The 21,168-nt window shown below is 49.7% G+C and carries 17 protein-coding genes; 2 read left to right on the forward strand and 15 right to left on the reverse strand.

Annotated features, from left to right (window positions below; genetic code table 11):
- Positions 1–46: 46 nt before the first annotated feature.
- The 3 genes from mutS to OCV68_RS06310 form a co-directional block, all read right to left on the reverse strand.
- Complete coding sequence (mutS, locus tag OCV68_RS06300; protein WP_262571512.1) at positions 47–2,653, reverse strand: DNA mismatch repair protein MutS; 2,607 nt, start codon at positions 2,651–2,653, stop codon at positions 47–49.
- 76 nt (positions 2,654–2,729) lie between these two features.
- Positions 2,730–3,146, reverse strand: coding sequence for a YlbF family regulator (locus OCV68_RS06305; RefSeq protein ID WP_262571514.1), 417 nt, complete (start codon positions 3,144–3,146; stop codon positions 2,730–2,732).
- Positions 3,147–3,511: 365 nt separating this feature from the next.
- Positions 3,512–3,949 carry a GNAT family N-acetyltransferase gene (locus OCV68_RS06310; RefSeq protein WP_262571516.1) on the reverse strand — a complete coding sequence of 146 codons (438 nt, stop codon included), beginning with the start codon at positions 3,947–3,949 and terminating at the stop codon, positions 3,512–3,514.
- A 137-nt stretch (positions 3,950–4,086) separates the two neighbouring features.
- On the opposite strand from OCV68_RS06310, the gene OCV68_RS06315 reads away from it, so the two are divergent.
- Positions 4,087–4,956, forward strand: a complete 870-nt coding sequence (locus OCV68_RS06315) for a YwqG family protein (protein WP_262571517.1) — start codon at positions 4,087–4,089, stop codon at positions 4,954–4,956.
- 174 nt (positions 4,957–5,130) lie between these two features.
- Here OCV68_RS06315 and OCV68_RS06320 read toward each other — a convergent pair whose 3' ends face one another.
- Genes OCV68_RS06320 through zapA form a run of 4 tightly spaced genes read right to left on the reverse strand, consistent with a single transcriptional unit; the run spans position 5,131 to position 10,815 of the window.
- Positions 5,131–5,817: a DUF6062 family protein gene (locus OCV68_RS06320; protein WP_022474918.1), complete on the reverse strand. Its 687-nt coding sequence runs from the start codon at positions 5,815–5,817 to the stop codon at positions 5,131–5,133.
- A 14-nt stretch (positions 5,818–5,831) separates the two neighbouring features.
- Positions 5,832–7,949 (reverse strand): penicillin-binding transpeptidase domain-containing protein, encoded by a 2,118-nt coding sequence (locus OCV68_RS06325; RefSeq protein WP_262571521.1) that lies wholly within the window; start codon positions 7,947–7,949, stop codon positions 5,832–5,834.
- A 38-nt stretch (positions 7,950–7,987) separates the two neighbouring features.
- A complete protein-coding gene (locus OCV68_RS06330) occupies positions 7,988–10,057 on the reverse strand; it encodes a U32 family peptidase (RefSeq protein WP_262571522.1) in 2,070 nt (689 codons plus the stop codon).
- A 2-nt stretch (positions 10,058–10,059) separates the two neighbouring features.
- A complete protein-coding gene (zapA, locus tag OCV68_RS06335) occupies positions 10,060–10,815 on the reverse strand; it encodes a cell division protein ZapA (RefSeq protein WP_147622043.1) in 756 nt (251 codons plus the stop codon).
- A gap of 476 nt (positions 10,816–11,291) precedes the next feature.
- On the opposite strand from zapA, the gene OCV68_RS06340 reads away from it, so the two are divergent.
- Entirely contained in the window at positions 11,292–12,677 is a 1,386-nt protein-coding gene (locus OCV68_RS06340) for a glycine--tRNA ligase (protein WP_317259205.1), read from the forward strand.
- A 145-nt stretch (positions 12,678–12,822) separates the two neighbouring features.
- Here OCV68_RS06340 and OCV68_RS06345 read toward each other — a convergent pair whose 3' ends face one another.
- From OCV68_RS06345 to OCV68_RS06380, 8 genes are all read right to left on the reverse strand, one after another.
- On the reverse strand, positions 12,823–14,229 hold the full coding sequence (locus OCV68_RS06345; RefSeq protein WP_022474912.1) for an aminopeptidase: 1,407 nt from the start codon (positions 14,227–14,229) through the stop codon (positions 12,823–12,825).
- Between the two features lie 34 nt (positions 14,230–14,263).
- Positions 14,264–14,842, reverse strand: coding sequence for a lytic transglycosylase domain-containing protein (locus OCV68_RS06350; RefSeq protein ID WP_262571525.1), 579 nt, complete (start codon positions 14,840–14,842; stop codon positions 14,264–14,266).
- Entirely contained in the window at positions 14,805–15,458 is a 654-nt protein-coding gene (coaE, locus tag OCV68_RS06355; RefSeq protein WP_022474910.1) for a dephospho-CoA kinase, read from the reverse strand. Before coaE ends, OCV68_RS06350 begins: the two co-directional genes overlap by 38 nt.
- Positions 15,455–16,480 (reverse strand): L-threonylcarbamoyladenylate synthase, encoded by a 1,026-nt coding sequence (locus tag OCV68_RS06360; RefSeq protein ID WP_262571527.1) that lies wholly within the window; start codon positions 16,478–16,480, stop codon positions 15,455–15,457. Before OCV68_RS06360 ends, coaE begins: the two co-directional genes overlap by 4 nt.
- Before the next feature lie 26 nt (positions 16,481–16,506).
- Positions 16,507–17,583, reverse strand: coding sequence for a peptide chain release factor 1 (gene prfA, locus OCV68_RS06365; RefSeq protein ID WP_147622046.1), 1,077 nt, complete (start codon positions 17,581–17,583; stop codon positions 16,507–16,509).
- A 32-nt stretch (positions 17,584–17,615) separates the two neighbouring features.
- Positions 17,616–17,807: a DUF951 domain-containing protein gene (locus tag OCV68_RS06370; RefSeq protein ID WP_022474907.1), complete on the reverse strand. Its 192-nt coding sequence runs from the start codon at positions 17,805–17,807 to the stop codon at positions 17,616–17,618.
- 206 nt (positions 17,808–18,013) lie between these two features.
- The gene (locus OCV68_RS06375) at positions 18,014–20,746 is read right to left on the reverse strand and encodes a hypothetical protein (RefSeq protein WP_262571530.1); all 2,733 of its coding nucleotides are present in this window, start codon (positions 20,744–20,746) and stop codon (positions 18,014–18,016) included.
- 170 nt (positions 20,747–20,916) lie between these two features.
- Positions 20,917–21,159, reverse strand: coding sequence for a helix-turn-helix domain-containing protein (locus OCV68_RS06380; RefSeq protein ID WP_022475208.1), 243 nt, complete (start codon positions 21,157–21,159; stop codon positions 20,917–20,919).
- Between the last annotated feature and the right edge of the window lie 9 nt (positions 21,160–21,168).

The following is a 21,168-nucleotide window of genomic DNA, read 5'->3' on the forward strand; positions in this document are numbered from 1 at the left end:
TACCAAGCTGCATATAGATTTTCTCAAAATTTCTCAACACGCCGCATTATTTCAGCATATCGCATATCTCCTGCAAAAACAGCTTTGCGTCCGCAGGGGAAAATTCATCGGGATTGGTTTTTCTGAGCCTTGACAGCACCTCTTCATCATTCAGCGCACCGAAGGATATCTGTCCGTCGGCAGAAGCATTCCTGCCCTCCGCCTTTTCCTTTTCCATCTCGGAAAGTATCTCCTTTGCACGGTTGATGACGTTCTTGGGCAGTCCCGCAAGCTTTGCCACCTCAATGCCGTAGCTGTCGTCAACGCCGCCCTCAACTATCTTGCGCAAAAACTTGATGCTGTCGCCGTATTTCTTGACCGCAACGCTGTAGTTCTTCACGCCGTCCACACGTCCCTCCAGCCCGATAAGCTCATGGTAATGTGTGGCAAACATGGTCTTGCATCCTATCTTTCTGGTGTTGGCAATATGCTCTGCCACAGCCGTTGCAATGCTTATTCCGTCAAATGTGGAGGTACCTCTGCCCACCTCGTCAAGGATAACAAGGCTCTGCTTGGTTGCATGCTTTAAGATGTCCGCCACCTCGCTCATCTCCACCATAAACGTGGACTGACCTGCCGTAAGGTCATCAGATGCACCCACACGGGTGAATATGCGGTCAACTATGGATATCTTTGCATAATCCGCAGGCACAAAGCAGCCTATCTGAGCCATCAGCACGATAAGTGCAGTCTGGCGCATATATGTGGATTTACCCGACATATTGGGGCCTGTGATAACAGCCATTCGGCGGGACGATGTGTCAAGATAAGTGTCATTCGGCACATAAAGCTCGTCCGTCATAAGCTCCACCACAGGGTGACGGCCGCCCTTTATGTCAATAACGCCGTCAATGGCAATGTCGGGCTTTACATATCTGTTGCGCATGGAAACGTCCGCAAAGGAGCAGAGCACATCAAGGGCAGCCACTGCCTGAGCGGTCTCCTGCACCTCTGCAAGCTTTGATGCGATAAAGTCACGAACCTCCGCAAAAATCTCCGCCTCCAGCACAAGTACGTGCTCGCTGGCACCTGATATCTCTTCCTCAGCCTTTTTCAGCTCGTCGGTGATAAAGCGCTCGGCGTTCGCAAGGGTCTGCTTTCTTATGTACTCCGCAGGCACCAGGTCATAGTAGGACTTTGTTACCTCGATATAATATCCGAACACCCTGTTGTAGCCTATTTTCAGGTTCTTTATGCCGGTGCGTTCCTTTTCCTTGTTCTCGATATCGTCAATAATACTCTTTCCGTTCTTGATGATGTTCCTCAGCCTGTCAAGCTCGGGATTGAAGCCGTCCTTGATAACTCCGCCGTCTTTGAGCAGCGGAGGGGGATCGTCATTTATCGCATTGCCCACAAGGGCGGATATCTCGCTCAGTTCATGGATCTTTCCGCAAAGGCCCTTTATAAGAGAAGTCCTGCAGTCAGCCAGCAGATGCTTGATGTCGGGCATTTTAAGGGCAGTCTGAGCCAGAGCTTTAAGGTCACGGGGATTTGCGGTCTTGTACATGACCCTTGTCATAAGGCGTTCCAGGTCATACACGCCGTCCAGAGCATCGCCCAGCTGGGAGAGCCTTATCATGTCCGATGTAAGCTCCTCAACAGCGTCCAGCCTGTCGATGATAGCCGCAGGCTTTATGAGGGGCTGCTCGATGTATGATTTCAGCAGGCGCTTGCCCATAGATGTCTTTGTGCGGTCAAGCACCCAAAGCAGACTTCCGCGCTTTTCTTTGTTGCGCATAGTCTCGCACAGCTCAAGGTTGCGCCTTGCGGTAAGGTCAAGCTCCATGAAGCGCTTGTCGGAATAGGTCTGTATCTCGGTAAATCTGCCCACAGCCGCCCTCTGGGTGTCGCTGATGTAGTAGAAAAGTCCGCACAGTACAGCCACGGCGCAGGCATCCTTTTCGTCGATGCCGATATCGGTGAAGCTGTCCGCTGAGAACTGCTTTAAAAGCACGTCCGAATGAACGGGAGAGAAATCCTCCTCTTTCATTACGGTAACGCCCAGATTCATTCTTGTGCGGATAAACTCCCTTACCTCGGTCATGTCCGCAGCCTCGGCGTTAAATAGCAGCTCCGCAGGGGAAAAGCGTGATATCTCGTTGATAAGCGCTTCGGTAAGCTCGGGAGCAGTCTTGTCCTTATGGGTAAAAAGCTCCGCCGTGCCTGTGGAGATGTCCGCAAAGCATATAGCCGCATTGCCCTCATGAACGTAAAGCGCACCTATGAAATTGTTTTTTGAATCGTCAAGGAGATTGCTTTCGGTGAGGGTACCGGGAGTGACGATTCGTATAACGTCACGCTTGACGATGCCCTTTGCAAGCTTTGGGTCCTCCATCTGCTCGCAGATAGCCACCCTGAAGCCTAAGTCGATAAGCTTTTTTATGTATATCTCGGCGCTGTGATAGGGAATGCCGCACATAGGCGCACGCTCCGCCTGACCGCAGTCCCTGCCCGTAAGGGTAAGCTCCAGCGCTCTGGAAACGGTAACGGCATCATCGAAAAACATTTCATAAAAGTCTCCCAGACGGAAGAACACGATATGGTCGGGGTACTTGTCCTTTACCTCGAAATACTGCATCATCATGGGTGAAAGACTGCTGCGGTCAACGTTCATGGATAATAAAGCTCCTTCCTAATTATTGCAAAAGAAGCAAGGCGGAAAAGTCACCTTGCTTCTTGGAATTTCATTATCAGTGGCAGCCGCCGCAGGTAGAGCAGCTTCCGCCGCAGGAACAGGACTGGGGTGCGGATTCGGGGCAGGTCATGGGGTCATCGCCGTTGGCAGCGCTTGTGACGATGAAGTTGATGCTTTCCAGAATGCCGTCCATCTCAGCCTTTGCAGCCTCGAATGCGATCATCTTGGGATTGCTTACCACCTGAGAATAAAGTGCGTTCAGCTCATTGTTGAGAGCAGTGATGGCATTGGTGTCCTTCTCAGCCTTGCCCATCTCGGTGTTAAGGTCCATTCTCTTTGCGTGGAATTCCATTATCTGCTTCTGAAGCTCCTCGTCCTTGTCGTTTGCGAGCTTAGCAGCAGTGTACTGAATATATCTGGGGTCAGCCTGGAGAGCCTTTCCCAGTTCTCTTGCAGCTTCAATTACGTTCATTATTTTTTACCAGCCTTTCATTTATAAAGCCATGCCGCCTATGGGCAAAGCTGCTTTTATTTTCTGAGAAATAATATTTATTATACCATAAACCTCTTTTTTTGTCAATCATAACATTTATAAAAATCGGCGGTATCCGCAGGTGCAGATACCGCCGCAAGTGTTCTCCATTATCCGGTGCCTCTTATGCTCCTGTTCATTTTAATATCAGATTAGTTCAAAAGCGATATTATGCCGTTCCTGAACACCCTGATAACAGTTATCAGATGGCTGTCTCCTCCGCAATTATCTTACCATACTTTAGTAAAAGCGTTAGTGTATCATTATCAAAAGCAAATGGAATTTTCTTTTTAAAAGCGCTTTTATCAAAGCCACCTTATAAAAGCTGTCTTGTCATTTCTGTTAAAGCCTGCACGCTCGTAAAATCTGAGGGTGCTTTCCTCCTTGGAGCCTGTAAGCAGCATTATCTTGTAGCAGCTTCTGCTTTTGGCAATATCCGCCGCATACTCAAGGCAGGCGGAAGCATAGCCTTGCTTTCTGTACTCGGGCATCGTTACTACATTTTCGATAAGTGCATACGGGTTCTGCCCGTGAGTAAGATTCGGGATTATAACGCAAACGCATGACGAAACTATTTTCCCGTCCGCCTCTGCGATTATGATGTGATGATCGTCGTCAGCGCATATTTTTTTCCACAGCATTGTCAGCTTTTCCGAGCTTTCGGGTATTGGATTTCCGTGAAGATGGGTATAAAGCTCCAAAAGTCCGTTCAGTTCATCAGAATGTATCTCACGTATCGTCATAGCGATTCCCCCTTTTTCAGATAATTAAAACATTTTTCGCACGAAATGTCAATAGCAAAATAAATTTTTGTTATAAATCTCCCCATATTATCAAATAATGTGCTATAATAATATCATCACATCTTGGGAGGAACGCTATGAATATTTATTCTGCAAGATCAATTATAAATACCATAAAGCAGCTGAAAGCAAAGCACGACGCAGCCACCATTACATCAAGGGACGACATGATAAAAAAATTCATCGCCTTTGCCATTGAAAAAAGGCTTGGAAATTATCATCTGCAGCTCACTCCCGCAGATGAGCCATGCACTCTTTACAGCTCCAAGCTGGGCGGAACGCCCTATATGCCAAAGGATTTTGATTATCCTACAAACAGCGGCAACAAGCCTCTCAGGCTGCTGTGCCAGCTGAATTTTGAAAAGCTGCCGCCCATGAAGCCATTTCCCGAAAAGGGCATTTTGCAGATATATCTGTACGATGACGGCAAGCTTGATATGGCGGATCGTCAAACCACATCTGAGCAGGATAATTTCAGGGTAATATATTTTGAAGATATCCTCAGGCGGGAAAGTCTGCTGAAAAGTGCCGAGGAAATGCCTGCATTTGATAATACTTTTCCTTTCACGGAAAAGCTGCTTATTGCCAAATCCCCCACACCGACCATAATTTGCTCCTCCGACTACCGCTTTGACGACACAGTGCTTGAATTTGCCAAGGCATACAAAATGTGCCCCAAATCAGCCCAAAGCACGTACGATATTCCCAATGACGCCGACGAACCGCTGTACAACACATTTACATACGAAAACTTCACCTGCACAGGCGGCAGCGGCATATTTACCGAGCGTGACCCACGAAAGGACTGCCCCGAATACCGTGACTGCGACATTTGCCTGTTTACCCTTGCCGACGCAGAAAAAGACGGACGGCTGAATTTCCTCATGCCGTCCGCCAATATGATAAAAAAGGATTTTTCAAAAGTGCTGTTTGATACTAATCTTTAATCGTTCTATAGGCAAAGCCGACAGATGAAATAAGACCAGTCTAGGAAAGCGACCGCAGGCGGGCTTGCCGCCCGGCAAGGGAGCTTGACGAAGAATGGGCTTATTTCAGCCGAGGATTTGTCTATAGGTTGATTGAGGATTAGTATTATATGAGCATAGACTGATATTCTATCATTACGGCTTCCTTGATGTAAGGAAGCCGATTGCCCTTTCAATGCTGTCCTTGGAATTGCCCCAATCAGCGTCCTTGCCTGCGCTGCGGTAATCGTACATGGAGCAGTATTTTGAAACGTCAGCGTAAAGCTCGGCGATATAGCTTTCGGTAAGTCCGCCGATAAGCTTCATAAAGCCGTCCAGCTCTTTCTTTTGCAGATACTGGGGAGCAACTGAGGCAAGCAGGTCATAATGGGGCAGGCAGATAAACTCCTGCTCGCTCATGAGCTGCCTTGCCTCGCTGTTTTTGTACATCTCAAAAAATGTCCTAAGCAGGCGTTCCATTCCCCAATCCACCTTTTCACACACAAAGCAGCTCTCGTTTATTTCGGAGAGCTTTTTTTGTCTGGCGTTCTTGGGTTCAAAAAGCTTTTTCCTTGAAAACAGACTGCCATGCACCTCGTCCAGATGGGTCTGGAGCATAAGGGCAAGGGAAAGCCTGTTCTTGCATTTGAGCATCTGCGCAAAGTGGGCAGAGCAGAAGCCTGCACGGTTGGTTTCTATCCTCACATCAGGCTCCATCATAGCCGCTCCCATGATATACTCCACCGTGCGCTGCTCAAGCATATCCCTCATTCGGCAGATAGGGCAGCCCTCTCTCGGTTCAAGTATCTCGCTGATAGGTATAGTAAGAATACTTTCACGCATAATCAAAACTCCTGTTAATCATAATTTTCATTGTAATTATCGCCGTTATCAGCCGTGTCGGCAAGCATTTCGGCAGTCTCGTCCTCAGTCATGCCCTCAAGCTTTTCAATGTGATAGAACTCGTCATAGTAGGCGGAGATTATCTCACGTATCATAAACTTTGACCATTCACCGTGCTCCACAAAGCCCGAAAAAGCGATCTCGGGGTCATCTGCGGGATAAAAGCCGATAAATGCCGAGCCTGTGTCGTTCTTGGAGGTCATCTGGGGAGTACCTGTTTTTATGGCTGTCTTTTCGGGCAGATCGGTGAGCAGATAGCTGTCGGTGTAATACTCGCCGAGTGTGGGGTAGGTATATGCCTCAAACTCCCCCGCTTCGACCATTCCCTTTGTTACAGTGTCAAAGGTGTAGCCTGTCTTGTCCTCGATAACAGCCGCCTTTACAGGCTTTGTGCGGGAAACAAGCTCTTCCATATTGTAGGTGTAAACGCTGTCCACCATGTAGGTCTCGTATCTCACGCCCTTGTTGGCAATGGTCATTGCCTGCGCCGCCATTTGCAGGGGGGTGACATATGTGTCCGACTGACCGATAGCCGCCTGGATAACATTTCCTGCCTGCCATTGCAGGCCTCTTTCCTCAAAGGTCTCGGGGCAGGCGATGTAGCCTTTTTTAACGCCTCTGCCTATTTCCAGTCCCATTTCTCCGCCAAGGCCATAATCGGAGGCATATTGTGCGATAAGGTCGATGCCCGTGATACGTCCCACGTCATAGAAGAAGATATTGCAGGATTCTCTCAGTGCCTCCACCACGTTCAGCCTGCCGTGATAGCCCGTACATTCGGGGCTCCAGCCCTCCCAGTAGGTGTAATATTTCTTGCAGGTAACGGTGTCCGTGGGAGTGATTATACCCTCGTTCAGCGCCGCTGTTGCAGTCACTGTCTTGAAAGTGGAGCCGGGGCGGTAATATGCGCTGGTGACACGGTTCGTAAGAGGGGCATTCTCACCGTTTGCCACAGCGGAATAGTTGTTTATATAGTCGTTCAGGTCATAGGTGGGAGCAGTCGCCGCAGCCAGCAGCGCACCGCTTTTTACATCTATCACGGCAATAGCGCCTGCGTCCGCTTCGGTGCCCTTTGCCTTTGAAGATGTCTGGTGCCTGAGCCAATAAATGTGGTTTTCAAGAATGGTCTGCACCTTTCGCTGATAGTCGCTGTCAACAGTGAGCTTTATGGTATTTCCCGGCACCGCCTCCTCCGTTACCTTGTCGCTGATAACGGAGCCGCCCATTATCTCAATGGTGCGTGTGCCCTTTTGACCTCTCAGGGTGCTTTCCATGGCTTTTTCAATGCCGCCCTTGCCTATAACATCGTTGAGGGCATAGCCGCTGTCCCTGTTTTCCTCGTATTCCTCGGCGGATATGGCTCCCACCGTTCCGATAAGGTGGGGAACAACATCGCCCACGTTATAAACTCTCACCGCTTCTTCCGAGATATCCACACCGTCAAGGTCATAGGACAGCTCCTTTATCCTGACCACCGCCGCCATGGGGATATCCTCCGCAAAGGTGTAGCGGTTGGAAACGGAGAAGTCACGCATCACCATGGTGTAGCGTATCCCTGCGATTATCCTTTTTTGCCTGTCGGTGTAGCTTTTGTCAATGCCGTAAAGGGTCTCCATGGCTTCCATACATTCCTCGGCAGTGCCATATACCTGCACGCCAATGTTTTTTCTCAGCCGTGCCACGTCCCCCTCCCTGTCAGCCTCATATTCAAAGGGAGCGTCGGAGGTTATGGGAAGAATGTCCTCCCACTCAACGTTTTCCTCGCCAAGCACCTCTGCCACCGTAAGGATTATGCGGTTCACCGACTTGTCGTCCGAGGGAAAGAACGCCTTTTCTATAACGGCATTGAAGCCTGATTTGTTGCTCACCAGATATTCGCCGTCAGCGTCGGTTATCTCCCCTCTGGGAGCGCTTATCACCTGTGTGGCGATACCCGAGCTTCTGGATTTTTCCAGGTAGCTGCTGCCGTCAACAAGCTGTATTTTCATCAGCTGAACAGCACCCAATGACATAATGCCAAGGGTGGCTGCCATCAGGAAAACAAAACGGAAATTATCCGCAGCCTTGTTCATAGATACCGCCTTTCTGTACCGGAGTTGGAAGATTAAGATTAGTATATACCTCTGTAATAAAGTCCTCTTGTAAATGTGCCGTGGGGCTTGCCGCCTGTGAAAAAGCGCTTTGTCACCCCGAGAGCCTCATCAGCCGAAAGCCCCTGCATATCAAGATATGCAAAGTCCGCACCCGAAAAGCCCTCCAGCTTGTCGGAGATATCAAGGATATCGCTGTTGTAGATAACGGAATATTCCCTGTTGTCGCACTTTACGGGGAAGCTCCTGCCTGTTCTGTCGGTAAGGCAGCCAGTGCATTTGCCGCAGCCCGTCACCGCTCTCACAGGGCAGTTGCGCACTACCATAAGAGGCAGCCTGCCGTATGCGAAAACGCCCACGGGGATATTGCTTTTAAGTCCGTTTATCTGGGCTTCTTTAAGCTCAAAGGAAGCTGTAATGTCCGCAAAACCCATATTTTCGCACTGCTTCACCGAGTAGGAGTTTGTGATGTTCATACCCGTTCCGCCGTGAAGCTTTATGCCCTCCAGCTGAGAAAGCACGCCCATATGAGTAAGGTTTCCGCACATAAAATGCACAAATCCCTTTTCACGGAGCATTTTCAGCTGCGAAAGCAGCCTTTCCTCGTCCGAAACAAAATCGGGCAGGCGGACTATCGCCTTGTCAATGTAACGTTCTTCAAGCTCCTCGCATAATTTTATGGGCACCACGAACATGGAAACGCTGCCCTCCAGCGTCCTCAGCACGCTTATATCCGATACAGCCGCACGGAAATCTATCCTGCCGAAGCGTTTGGGTGCATTTATCTTTTCAAGTTCATTTTCGCTGATATGATAAGCGGGGGTATTTTCGTGGAGGATAGCTTCGTCCCCCATGCTTACAGCTTCTCTTCTCATGCGGTTAAGCTCGGAGGCAGGCAGCATAACGCCCTCATCAATATGACATTCCACACTGTTAAGATAAAATCTTGTGTCACCCAGCTTCGAAAGCTGCTTTGTTACATCTTCTTCGGAAAGGCTTCTGTTCTTTGCCTCTTCGGGTATCTTGCCCTCGATCTTTCCTACTGCATTGCCATTATCAAAGGAAAATTCCAGCACAGACGGCTCATTTCTGCGGGCCGTGAAAACAAAATCAGCCGCCGATGTCTTTTTCTCCTTGGCGTAAAGTGCGGCAAGCTCGCTCAGAACTCCGTCCGCAGAAACAACGTCCTCTTTCCTGCGGTAGCCGAACATATCCGCCCCACGCCTGTTCATAAGATATCCGTCAGTAAAGCCGCTGCGGGAAAATACCGCTTCAAGCCGCTTCATATCAGCATCGGTGTCACCTGTGCCGTCAACAGCGTTCCTGAGAGCCGTCACCGCCGCCGCCACATATTCGGGGCGCTTCATTCGTCCCTCTATTTTAAAGGAAGCGCAGCCGATATCGCAAAGCTCGTCAACGTGCCGCACAAGGGACATATCCTTCAGCGACAGTGCATATTCCTCCGCAGGCTTTCCGACAGCTGAAAAAGGCAGCCTGCACGCCTGTGCGCACTGTCCCCTGTTGGCGCTTCTGGAGCCGATAACTGCGGACATATAGCACTGCCCCGACAGGCACATACACTGCGCTCCGTGAACAAATACCTCTGTTTCCATGCCCGTTTCGCATATTTTTCTTATCTCGTCCAGCGTCAGCTCACGGGCAGGAACTATCCGACAGATGCCAAGCTTTTTTGCAAATTCCGCTCCCAAAGGTGTGTGGACGGTCATCTGAGTGGAGCCGTGGAGAGGCATATCGGGCACAGCCGCCCTTGCTATGAGCAGACCGCCCAGGTCTTGAACGATAAGCCCGTCAATGCCCACTTCCGCCGACCTTTTTACCTCGTCATAAAACTCCTCTGCCTCGCTGTCAAGCACCGCAACGTTCATGGCACGGTACAGCTTTACGCCGTGGATATGGCAGTATTCCGCCGCCGCTTTAAGCTCATCATAGGAAAAATTGACGGCATTTGCTCTGGCGGAGAAGCTTTTCCCTCCGACGTAAATGCCGTCTGCGCCGCATCTTACAGCGGCATATATGCTTTCAGTACCGCCTGCGGGCGCAAGCACCTCAGGCTTGTTATTCTCTTTCATTATCACCGTTTTTTCTTTCTTCCCCTGCGTGACTGCTGCGCAGGCTTTTCGGGGGCGGTCAGGTTATCAGATTGTGTATCGCCGCCATTACCCTGAGCTTCTGCATTTCCTTCTGGGCTTCCGCCAACGACTTCTCCTCTTTCTTCCTGCTTTGCTTCTTCTGTCGCTTTGCCGCAACTGGCACCTTCGCCGTCAGCGGCAGGTTCTTTTTTGTCATTCTTTTCTTTGGTCTCATTAGGCTTGACAGGTTCGTCAGCCGCATCGGCAGGCTTTTCGGGCTTTTCCTCAGCCTTCTGAGCATTCTGCTGTGCCTCAGTGTCAAGCTCATGTGCATAAATGGTCACAGAGGGAGTAACGGTATTTTCAAGCACCAGCTGTTCGCAGTCATAAAGTGCAGGGCGCTTTTTAAGCTCCTTGTTTTCCTTTTCAAGGTCAGCTATCTTCTGCTCCAGCTCCTTTACCTTGGCGGTAAGCTTTTCATTTGCGCTTCTTGCCTTGCCTGCTTCGTTCACATAGGTCTTTATCTGACCCCTGATATTTTCAATGCTCTCCTGAGCCTTTGCGGCCTCGTCAAGAGACGTAAGGGCAACAAACACCGCCGCATTCTGTATGCCGAAATTGGGCTTTGCCTTTACCATATCACCTATCTCTTTATCTATTCTGTCGGCAAGGCCTTTGATATATTCGGGCTTTTCGTCGGTCCTGAGGTTATATTCCTTACCGCAGATAACGACCTTAACTTTATTTTCAATATTCATCTGTCCGATCCTTTCCGAAATGTATTCAAATATAATTATACATCATTATCCGACAGATTTCAAGAGATATTATATTCTATTATCGATATGATTTTTACAAAATTATTTATTTGGGTATGTGTATTTTGCGTAAACTTATCGTGTGAGCATTTTATTCATCTTATCGACCTTTATCCTGACAGTGATATATACCGTCAGCCATATTGCCGCAAATATTATTGTGAATATCCAATACATCACAGAAAGAGGCTTGTCATGTTTTTTCGGTATTCGGTGGGTTTTGAAAGGTGAAAGGCAAATTATCATATTGTATTGGCACGGCATTAAAAATCAACCGATACGCAAAGCGCACTGATATTCAATTTTTGCCCTCAAACACCTTGACAACACCCCCGATATGGAATATAATTAAAAGTAACTGTTAATATACCCCATTGTGGGAAGAAATTTGCCTGCGGGCATAAAAGGTGGTTATTATTATGGCAGCAGAAAAAACTATGGACAAGATCGTAGCGCTCTGTAAAGGCAGAGGCTTTGTATATCCCGGAAGTGAAATCTACGGCGGCCTCGCCAACACATGGGACTACGGTCCCCTCGGCGTTGAGCTGAAGAACAACATCAAAAGAGCCTGGCAGAAGAAGTTCGTTCAGGAGTGCCCCTACAACGTAGGCCTTGACTCCGCTATTCTTATGAACCCCCAGACATGGGTGGCTTCCGGTCACATCGGCGGCTTCTCCGACCCCCTCATGGACTGCAAGGAGTGCAAGACCCGTCACCGTGCAGATAAGCTCATCGAGGATTTTGACGGCACAAACGTTGCAGGCTGGACAAATCAGCAGATGCTCGACTATATCAACGAGCATGATATCAAGTGCCCTCAGTGCGGCAAGAAGAATTTCACCGATATCCGCCAGTTCAACCTTATGTTCAAGACCTTCCAGGGCGTAACCGAGGATTCCAAGTCTGAGCTTTACCTCCGTCCCGAAACTGCTCAGGGTATTTTCGTAAACTTCAACAACATTCAGAGAACCACACGTAAAAAGGTTCCTTTCGGCGTTGGTCAGGTAGGTAAGTCTTTCAGAAATGAGATCACTCCCGGCAACTTCATCTTCCGTGTAAGAGAGTTCGAGCAGATGGAGCTTGAGTTCTTCTGCAAGCCCGGCACCGACCTTGAGTGGTTCCAGTACTGGAGAAGCTACTGCCGTGACTTCCTGCTGGGCCTCGGCGTAAACGAGGAGCATCTCAGACTCCGTGACCATTCCCCCGAGGAGCTTTGCTTCTATTCCAAGGCAACCACCGACTTCGAGTACCTCTTCCCCTTCGGCTGGGGCGAGCTTTGGGGCATTGCGGACAGAACCGACTATGACCTTACACAGCACATGAAGACCAGCGGCAAGAGCATGGAATACTTCGACCCCGAGACCAACGAGAAGTACATTCCTTACGTTATCGAGCCTTCTCTCGGTGTTGAGAGACTGTTCCTTGCTATCGTATGCGAGGCATATGACGAGGAAGAGATCGGCGACGGCGAAAAGTCCGACGTAAGAACAGTAATGCACCTCCACCCCGCACTCGCTCCCGTAAAGGCAGCTATCCTTCCTCTTACAAAGAAGCTCAAGGAACCCGCTACCGACCTTTACATGAAGCTTGCAAAGAAGTTCAATGTTGAGTACGACGAGGCAGGTCAGATCGGTAAGAGATACCGCAGACAGGACGAGATCGGTACTCCCTTCTGCATCACCTTTGACTTTGATTCTCTCGAGGACAACTGCGTAACAGTCCGTGACAGAGACACCATGGCTCAGGAAAGAGTTAACATGGACGAGCTTGTTGCTTACCTTGAAAAGAAGCTTGAATACTGATATCATATAGCTTGATTATGCTCCGATATCCTTATGGGTATCGGAGCTTTTTTGTGTCCTGACACCGCTCACCAATAAAGCTATATACAAAAAGTGCCACACACGTTAAATCCGTGTATGGCACTTTTTATTTGACTATTCAATCTTATTCATAAAGGAAGCAATAGAAAGCCTTGTAGGTCATGTAAACATCGACCTTTGAAACGATCTCAAAGGGAGCGTGCATGCAAAGAACGGGAACACCCACATCAATGGTGTCAACATTCAGGTTTGCAATGTATGCCGCAACGGTTCCGCCGCCGCCAAGGTCAACCTTGCCAAGCTCGCCTGTCTGCCAGATAACGTTGTTGTCGTCAAGCAGCTTTCTTACTCTGCCCACAAACTCTGCGGAAGCATCGGAGGTGCCCGACTTTCCTCTTGCGCCTGTGAACTTTGTTACGCACACGCCGTAGTTGATGAAAGAGGAGTTTCTCTTCTCCAGAACATCGGGGAATGTGGGATCAAATGCTGCGTTAACGTCTGCGGAAAGGCACTCGGACTTGCTGAGGACTGCTCTGCCCTCTTCGCCGAAGCACTCTGCCAGGTCGTGGATAAAATACTTGAGATATGCGGATTTAAGACCTGTGTTGCCGTCGGAGCCTGTCTCCTCCTTGTCGGTGAGAACAACAACGGCTGTCTTTTCGGGAACGGTATTGCCGTCCATAAGAGCGGCAAATGCAGTGTATGCGCAAACCTTGTCATCATGACCGTATGCACCGATCATGCTGCGGTCAAAGCCGATATCCTTTGCCTTGAATGCGGGAACTGCTTCCAGCTCTGCGGAAACGAAATCGTCCTCGGTGATGCCGTACTTTTCGTTAAGGATAGCCATGATATTGAGCTTTACCTTTTCGCTTACATCATCATCTCTGAAAGGACGGGAACCGATGAGAATGTTCAGCTCTTCACCCTTGAGTATCTCGCCGGCGCTTCTCTTCATCTGATCCTGAGCAAGGTGGGGGAGAAGGTCGGTAACGCAGAATACAGGGTCGCTTTCGTCCTCGCCGATGTTTACCTTTACGGAGCTGCCGTCAGCACGGATAATTACGCCGTGAAGTGCAAGAGGGATAGTGCCCCACTGATACTTCTTGATTCCGCCGTAGTAATGGGTCTTGAAGTAAGCGGTCTCCTCGTTTTCAAAGAGAGGGTGCTGCTTCATGTCAAGACGGGGAGAGTCAATGTGAGCGGCTGCAATATGAACGCCCTTTTCCACAGGCTCCCTGCCTATGACCGCAAGGATAACTGCCTTGCCTCTGTTGTTGTAATAAACCTTGTCGCCGGGTTCAAGGCGCATATTTCTCTCAAATTCCTTGTAGCCTGCCTTCTTGGCAGCGGAAACTGTGAAATCCGCAACCTCTCTCTCGATCTTTGAGCAGTTCATAAAGTCCTTGTACTTTTCGCAGAAAGCGTCGCAGTCCTTTATCTGCTCCTCGGTCATTCTGAGAACGCCGTTCTTTCTCTGGGAGCAGAGCTTTTCCTGTAAAAGCTTTGCTTCGGATTTTTCGTTTGCCATAATATAAACTTCCTTTCAAAAGTGGATTTGCCTGTCAATACAGATTATTATATGCGTCATACGCCTGCATAACCTTTTTGACATAATGTTTTGTTACCGATGACGGGATATCGTCCAGCACCTGACCGTCCGAGCTGAGGGAGCTGTCCTCCAGCCATTTGTTCACATTGCCTCTGCCCGAATGATAGGCAGCCAGAGCCGTTTCCTCGTCGCCGTATTCGTTGTACAGCAGCATAAGCAGATACGTGCCGTACTGGATATTGTATTCGGGGACATACATGAAGTCGTAATCCAGCTCCCGTCCGTCCCCCATTCGGTAGCCCACCCAGTCGTAAGCGTCCTCCATGAGCTGCATAAGTCCTCTTGCGCCCACCTCCGACTCGGCTGAGGGGTCGAAATTGCTTTCGGTCTTGATGACGGCGAACACGAGATTTTCGTCCACGCCGTATTCTTTCGAGTATTTTTCCACAAGGTCAGCATATTTCCGTGGATAAACACAGTTCTTGCTGAGCTCGGGCAGCTTGTAGCAGCCTATGACCAGCAGAACGATGATGAGCAGCGGCAGAGCGATGTTCTTACGTCTGCGCACCCGCTTCGCCGTATTTTTTGGCATTGTAGTACTCCTTGATCTTGTCTGCCGCTTCCTCCGCCTTGGCGACCAGTATTTCGGGAGTTTTGTTGTTCTTGATAACAAAATCCGAATGGCTTACAAAGAAATGCTCCGAATACTGTGAATTGAAGCGCTTCCTTGCCGCCTCAGGGGAGATATGATCCCGTGCGGTTATTCTCTCTTCTCTAAGCTTTTCATCGGCGGTGACGCTGATGATAAGGTCGCACAGGTCGTCTGCGTTTGATTCAAAAAGGGTGGGAGCGTCAAGGATTATCAGCTTGCTTCCGCTTGCCGAAAGCTCCTCGATGCACCTTATTATCCTGAAAATGATGTATGGATAGCAGATGCCGTCCAGCTGACGCAGTCGCTCGCTGTCAGAAAAGACGATGCTGCCCAGCTTTTTCCTGTCAAGTGAGCCATCGGGGAGAAGTATGCCGCTGCCGAATGCCTCGGCAAGCTCGTTCAGGCACGGCTCACCCTTTCGGGTGACTTCCCTTGAAATAAGGTCGGCGTCGATAACGTCAAACCCCTCTCTGCGGAAAACTCCGCATACCGTGGTTTTTCCTGCGCCGCTCTGCCCTGTCAGACCGATAACATATGCACGTCCGCATGGGTTCACAGCCTAATCACCTCAAATCCCGCAGCCCGCAGCAGACGGTTATAGACTGCAAGCCCAACTCCTGTTTTTTCGGGGCATCTTGCATATACCTGCTCCATGCCCATATCGTCAAGGCTTCTAAGCACGCCGAAAAGCTCCCTTGCCTGCTCCTCGGAGGTGTCTCCGTAGGTAACGTGGGGATAGGGATATTCTGCGGCATCGGAGCCAAACATCATGGCGCACACCTTGTCACCCTGATGCTCCTTCATAAAGCCGATAAACTGCTCCGCACTGCCCTCCACAATGGTCACATTTGCCTTGGGAGAATAATGCTTGTACTTCATTCCGGGAGAAAGCACCCTTTCGCCGTCGGATATCTTTTCGGTAACGCCCTTGGCGCAGCTTACATTTTCGCTGCCCACAACGCCTGCCAGCTCCTCAAGGGACACAAAGCCCGGGCGGAGAAGCTTCACCTTTCCGTCCTTTTCAAAGGAGATGACCGTGGATTCAACACCCACATGGCACTCGCCGCCGTCAACAATGGCGGATATTCTGCCACTCATGTCGTCCATAACGTGCTTTGCAGTGGTTGGACTGGGGCTGCCCGACAGGTTTGCGGAGGGAGCCGCAAGAGGACATCCGCTTGCCTTTATTATCGCCCTCGCAACAGGGTGAACCGGGAAGCGTATGCCCACCGTGTCAAGTCCGCCGCTGGTAACAAGGGGTATTATATCTTTCTTTGGAAGCACCATGGTCATAGGGCCGGGCCAGAAAGCCTTTGCAAGCTTCAGTGCGTTTTCGGGAACTTCCGTTACATATTTATATATGTCCTCAAACTCCGCAATATGTACGATAAGCGGATTATCCTGAGGTCTGCCCTTGGCTTTGAATATGTCCGACACGGCAGCGGGGTCAAGAGCATTTGCAGCCAGACCGTAAACAGTCTCGGTGGGAATGCCCACAACCTTGCCCTCCGCCAGCAGCCTGCCTGCAAGCTTTATATCATCGTCGGAAGCCGACAGCATTTTTGTTTCAAACTCCATAAAAACCATCTTTCACAGCAGCGCAGTTATTCGTCACCCTGCGCCGATAATTTTGCCGCCTGATCGGCAGTTGCCAGAGCGTCTATCACCTCGTCGATATTGCCGTTGAGCAGATATTCAAGGCGGTATATAGTAAGCCCTATCCTGTGGTCGGTAAGACGACCCTCGGGGAAATTGTATGTCCTTATGCGCTCGGAGCGGCTGCCTGTGCCTACCTGAGAGCGCCTGTCAGATGCTATTTTGTCGTTTCTCTCCTGCTCCAGCATATCATAAAGGCGGGAACGGAGTATCTTCATTGCCTTGTCCTTGTTTTTGTGCTGACTGCGCTCGTCCTGACATTCAACCACAAGACCCGTGGGCAGATGAGTTATTCTCACCGCAGATTCGGTCTTGTTGATGTGCTGTCCGCCTGCGCCCGACGCACGGAAAACATCTATTTTAAGCTCTGTGGGATTTATTTCCAGCTCCACATCGTCCGCTTCGGGAAGCACCGCAACGGTAACGGTGGAGGTGTGGATACGTCCCTGGGACTCGGTCTCGGGAACTCGCTGAACACGGTGAACGCCGCTTTCGTATTTGAGACGTGAATATGCACCCTCACCCTCGATGCTGAAAGATATTTCCTTGAAGCCGCCAAGCTCCGTGGGATTGGCGTTCAGCACATCTATCTTCCAGCCCCTTGCCTCAGCGTACATGGAGTACATTCTGAAAAGGGAGTTGGCAAAGAGCGAAGCCTCATCGCCGCCTGCGCCGCCTCTTATCTCAACGATAACGTTCCTGTCGTCGTTGGGGTCCTTGGGGATAAGCAGTATCTTCAGCTCCTCGGAAACGGAAGCGATGTTCTCCCTCGCCTCGTCAAGCTCAGCACGGGCAAGGTCTTTAAGCTCCCTGTCAGCGCCGCTCTCGTCAAGCATTTCCTGAGCTTCCTGCTCCGTTTTCACATAAGAGCAGTACTCACGGTACTTTTCAACAATAGGGGACAAGCTTTTATATTCTTTCATCAGCTTGGCATAAAGCCCGTTGTCGCCGATGACCTCAGGGTCAGTCAGGCGATTGCTGATGTCCTCAAATTTTTCCTCTGTGGCTTTCAGTTTTTCAAACATGAAACAAACTCCGTAACAAAAAGAATGAACGGTTACTGTTCGGGCTCTTCCCGTTTAACCGCCTTGATATTTTTTTCAATTTTACTGCGGGGGACCATAAATTCATGGCCGCAGCCTGAACATCTGAGCTTGAAATCCATACCCGACCGCAGCACTACCATTTCCTTTGAGCCGCAGGGATGAGTTTTTTTCATAGTCAGCACATCGCCCACACGGATATCCACAAGCATCGTCCTTTCGCAGCAATGGAGGCTGGGGCTCCATTTAAAGATTAGTAATTTTATTATACCACACAGAGGAATAAAAGTACAATATTTTTGCGTCACTTTTTTGAAAATACAGTATAGCACATAAAAACTCACGTTATTTTTGGTAATTCTGACCACTTTAAAAGCGAAAAGCGGCAGGAAAAGCTTCCTGCCGCCAAATATTATGCCGCCTCTGCCGCAGGCTTTGCATAAACAATATCAGCAGATGTTACAGCCGTCCAAGAGCCGTTAACATACGCCTTTACCGCAAAGCCGTACTTTATTCCGTTGGCAAGATTTTCAATGTTGATCCCTATGGCATCGGTATAGCACTGAAATGTCCATGTGCCGTTGATGTAGCTATAGACTGCATATCGGTCAGCACCCTCAACCGCAGTCCATTCAAGATAAACACAGCCGTCGCCCGCTTCCGCCTTGGTTATCACGGGCTTGTCGCTTGTGACCGTGCTGCCCGCAGGCTGAGCATACACCATGTCGGCGCTTGTAACTGCCGTCCATGCGCCGTTTACATATGCCTTTACCGCAAAGCCGTACCTCGAACCGTTTGCCAGACCGCTGACCTCATATGTAAGCTCAGTCGTGTGACCCGCAAAGCTCCACTTGCCGCCGATGTAATAATATACGCCATATCTTTCCGCACTGTCAACGCCGCTCCATGTGAGCTTTACGCTCCTGTCTCCGGCTTCCGCAGATGTGATAACAGGCTTGTCCGCTCCCTTGGGGGATACATACACGATGTCGGAGGAAGCAACGCCTGTCCATGCGCCGTTCACATACGCCTTGACTGCAAATCCGTAGCTTGAACCGTTGATCAGTCCCGTAACGTTCATTGCGAGATCTGTTGTGTAGCCATAGCAAGTCCACTTGCCGTCAAGCTTGTAATACACCGCATATTTTTCTGCGGTATCAACGCCGTCCCATGTGAGCTTTACGCTCTTGTCTCCCGCTTCCGCAGATGTGATAACGGGCTTGTCCGCTCCCTCGGGGGATACATACACGATGTCGGAGGATGCAACGCCTGTCCATGCGCCGTTTACATACGCCTTCACCGCAAAACCGTAGCTTGAACCGTTGGTCAGCCCCGTTACATTCATTGTGAGATCTGTTGTATAGCCATAGCAGGTCCACCTGCCGTCAAGCTTGTAATACACCGCATATTTTTCTGCGGTATCAACGCCGTCCCATGTGAGCTTTACGCTCTTGTCTCCCGCTTCCGCAGATGTGATAACGGGCTTGTCCGCTCCCTCGGGGGAAGCATACACCATATCGGAGGAGGTAACGTCAGTCCATGCGCCGTTTACATACGCCTTCACCGCAAAGCCATATCTTGAGCCGTTGGTCAGCCCCGTAACGTTCATGTAAAGGTTGGAAGTATATCCTGCGCAGGTCCACTTGCCGTTTATGTAATAATACACGCCGTATCTTGAAGCACCGTCAACGGAAGTCCAGTTGACTGTCATCGACCTGTCGCCTGCAATAAGTCCGGTTATCTGCGGCTTCTGAACGGTATTTTCAACGTAAGCCACCGCCGACTGAGAAAAGCTTGTAAGCACATTCTGATATGTCACAGGGTCCCACATCTGCGCCCTTACCACAAATCCGTCGGAATTCTGCAGGTCAGCCACAGTGCAGCCCGTATATGCCGATGAAAACTCGCTTACCTGAGAATATGCGCCGCTGCGGTATCTGTAAAGGGAATAGCCCTGGCAGCCGTTTATAGCCTCCCAGTTAAGGGCTGCGGAACCGCTTGCATTCCTCTCAGCGTCAAGGGTGATGAACAGAGGGTTCGAGTGGCTTGCATCGGGAAGAGTGATGTTTTTATATCTGCTCTCCTTGGGGTTGTGGTATCCCGAGCTGTCGAGAGCCATAAAAACTCCGCTGCCCCTGTTGCAGAACGGGTAATAATATCTGCCCGTGACCTCGTACCTGTCCATCCAGGTAACGTCCAGGTCATACCAGCTGCCGCCCAGGTTTATGCTGTTCCAAGCGTGGTTGTTGCCCACTATTCCAACGCAGTCGATACCGATAAGGTGGCTGAAATATGTAACTGTCATGGCATATCCGTTGCAGACGCACCTGCCGTTCAGCAGCGCACCTGCAATGGTCTGGTTGGAGCCTTCGCTTATGGCGCCGTTCTCGTCCTTGTTGTATATAACGCTGTCGCACAGTTTTTTGTAGATGATAGATTCTTTTTCAAGGTCGTCCCTGCCCTGATTTATCTCAGCCAGCCACTGAGAAGTCGCAATATCTATCTGATTTGCCGCAGCCATACGTGCGGCACCGTTTTCATATCCGTCATAGGTGATAAGATAGATATTATCGCTGTTCCAAGCCAGCTGTGAAACGAAGAAATACTGGGGATTGGAGTAGAAAAACGCCGTCGCAACGGCAAGTGCCTCGTCCTGGGTGAACCGACCCGTAAAGGGCACCTTTGCAATAACGTAGTGTGATTTCTTTGTGCCGTCCGCACTGGTGGTGCTTACCCTGCCCGTGTAGTTCACGGAGTAATTTGCCGCCTGTTCGCAGGCAGCCGCAAACTGCTGATAATACGCCCTTGCCTCTGCGGAAAGCTGGGAGTAAAAGAAGTCCGACTGGAAATTGTAGGAAGCGTACTGATACTCGGTGTATGCCGCCTCCTCCGACTCGCATTCCTCCCGTGCAAGCTCAAGGGAGCTGTCGATAAGTCCGTCCTCTTCCTCGGTAACATCGGCCTCCAGCACCTCAACGGAATAAGGGGAGATACGCTCCTCCAGCGCTGCCATATCCTGAGCTGATATAACATCTTCTGCCGAAAGATCGGCAGTTTTATTATCCTCTGCCATAACGGGAACGCCCCCAAGGGCAAGAGTTCCCGCTGTAAGCACGGAAACTATTTTTATAAAGCTTTTTTTCAAAGCAAGTCCTCCTTTTTCGGAAATATTCATATTGTCATATTATAAATAATTATATCCCAACATATCTTTTTAATCAAGTTACAAAATGGACAAAATTGCAAAGGCAGACAATTCTGTGAACGGAAATTATTAAATTTTGTAATTATCAGCCTATAAAAAAAGTCGGCAAATCACCGCTTTGCCGACTGTCTTGGATATTTTTGTTTTACGTCTGTAAGACCAAGGATATAATCAACGCTCACGTCATAAAAATCCGAAAGTTTGATAAGAAACTCCAGAGGTATATCCCGCCTGCCTATTTCATAATGAGAATAGCTCACCTGCGAGCAGTTAAGTACAGCTGCGATCTCCCTTTGAGTAAGGTCATTGTCCTCCCTGAGCGCTCTCAGTCTGTTTCCGGGAATGGAGTTCATTTGCTTCGC

Source organism: Huintestinicola butyrica (assembly GCF_025567215.1).
Taxonomy (GTDB): Bacteria; Bacillota; Clostridia; order Oscillospirales; family Ruminococcaceae; genus Huintestinicola; species Huintestinicola butyrica.

Coding starts and splice junctions, on each gene's coding strand:
- zapA (WP_147622043.1), bottom strand. CDS start 10,815: ATGAATATTGAAAATAAAGTTAAGGTCGTTATCTGCGGTAAGGAATAT.
- prfA (WP_147622046.1), bottom strand. CDS start 17,583: ATGTTTGAAAAACTGAAAGCCACAGAGGAAAAATTTGAGGACATCAGC.
- mutS (WP_262571512.1), bottom strand. CDS start 2,653: ATGAACGTTGACCGCAGCAGTCTTTCACCCATGATGATGCAGTATTTC.
- OCV68_RS06380 (WP_022475208.1), bottom strand. CDS start 21,159: ATGAACTCCATTCCCGGAAACAGACTGAGAGCGCTCAGGGAGGACAAT.
- OCV68_RS06315 (WP_262571517.1), top strand. CDS start 4,087: ATGAATATTTATTCTGCAAGATCAATTATAAATACCATAAAGCAGCTG.
- OCV68_RS06310 (WP_262571516.1), bottom strand. CDS start 3,949: ATGACGATACGTGAGATACATTCTGATGAACTGAACGGACTTTTGGAG.
- OCV68_RS06325 (WP_262571521.1), bottom strand. CDS start 7,949: ATGAACAAGGCTGCGGATAATTTCCGTTTTGTTTTCCTGATGGCAGCC.
- OCV68_RS06320 (WP_022474918.1), bottom strand. CDS start 5,817: ATGCGTGAAAGTATTCTTACTATACCTATCAGCGAGATACTTGAACCG.
- OCV68_RS06330 (WP_262571522.1), bottom strand. CDS start 10,057: ATGAAAGAGAATAACAAGCCTGAGGTGCTTGCGCCCGCAGGCGGTACT.
- OCV68_RS06345 (WP_022474912.1), bottom strand. CDS start 14,229: ATGGCAAACGAAAAATCCGAAGCAAAGCTTTTACAGGAAAAGCTCTGC.
- OCV68_RS06350 (WP_262571525.1), bottom strand. CDS start 14,842: ATGCCAAAAAATACGGCGAAGCGGGTGCGCAGACGTAAGAACATCGCT.
- OCV68_RS06305 (WP_262571514.1), bottom strand. CDS start 3,146: ATGAACGTAATTGAAGCTGCAAGAGAACTGGGAAAGGCTCTCCAGGCT.
- OCV68_RS06360 (WP_262571527.1), bottom strand. CDS start 16,480: ATGGAGTTTGAAACAAAAATGCTGTCGGCTTCCGACGATGATATAAAG.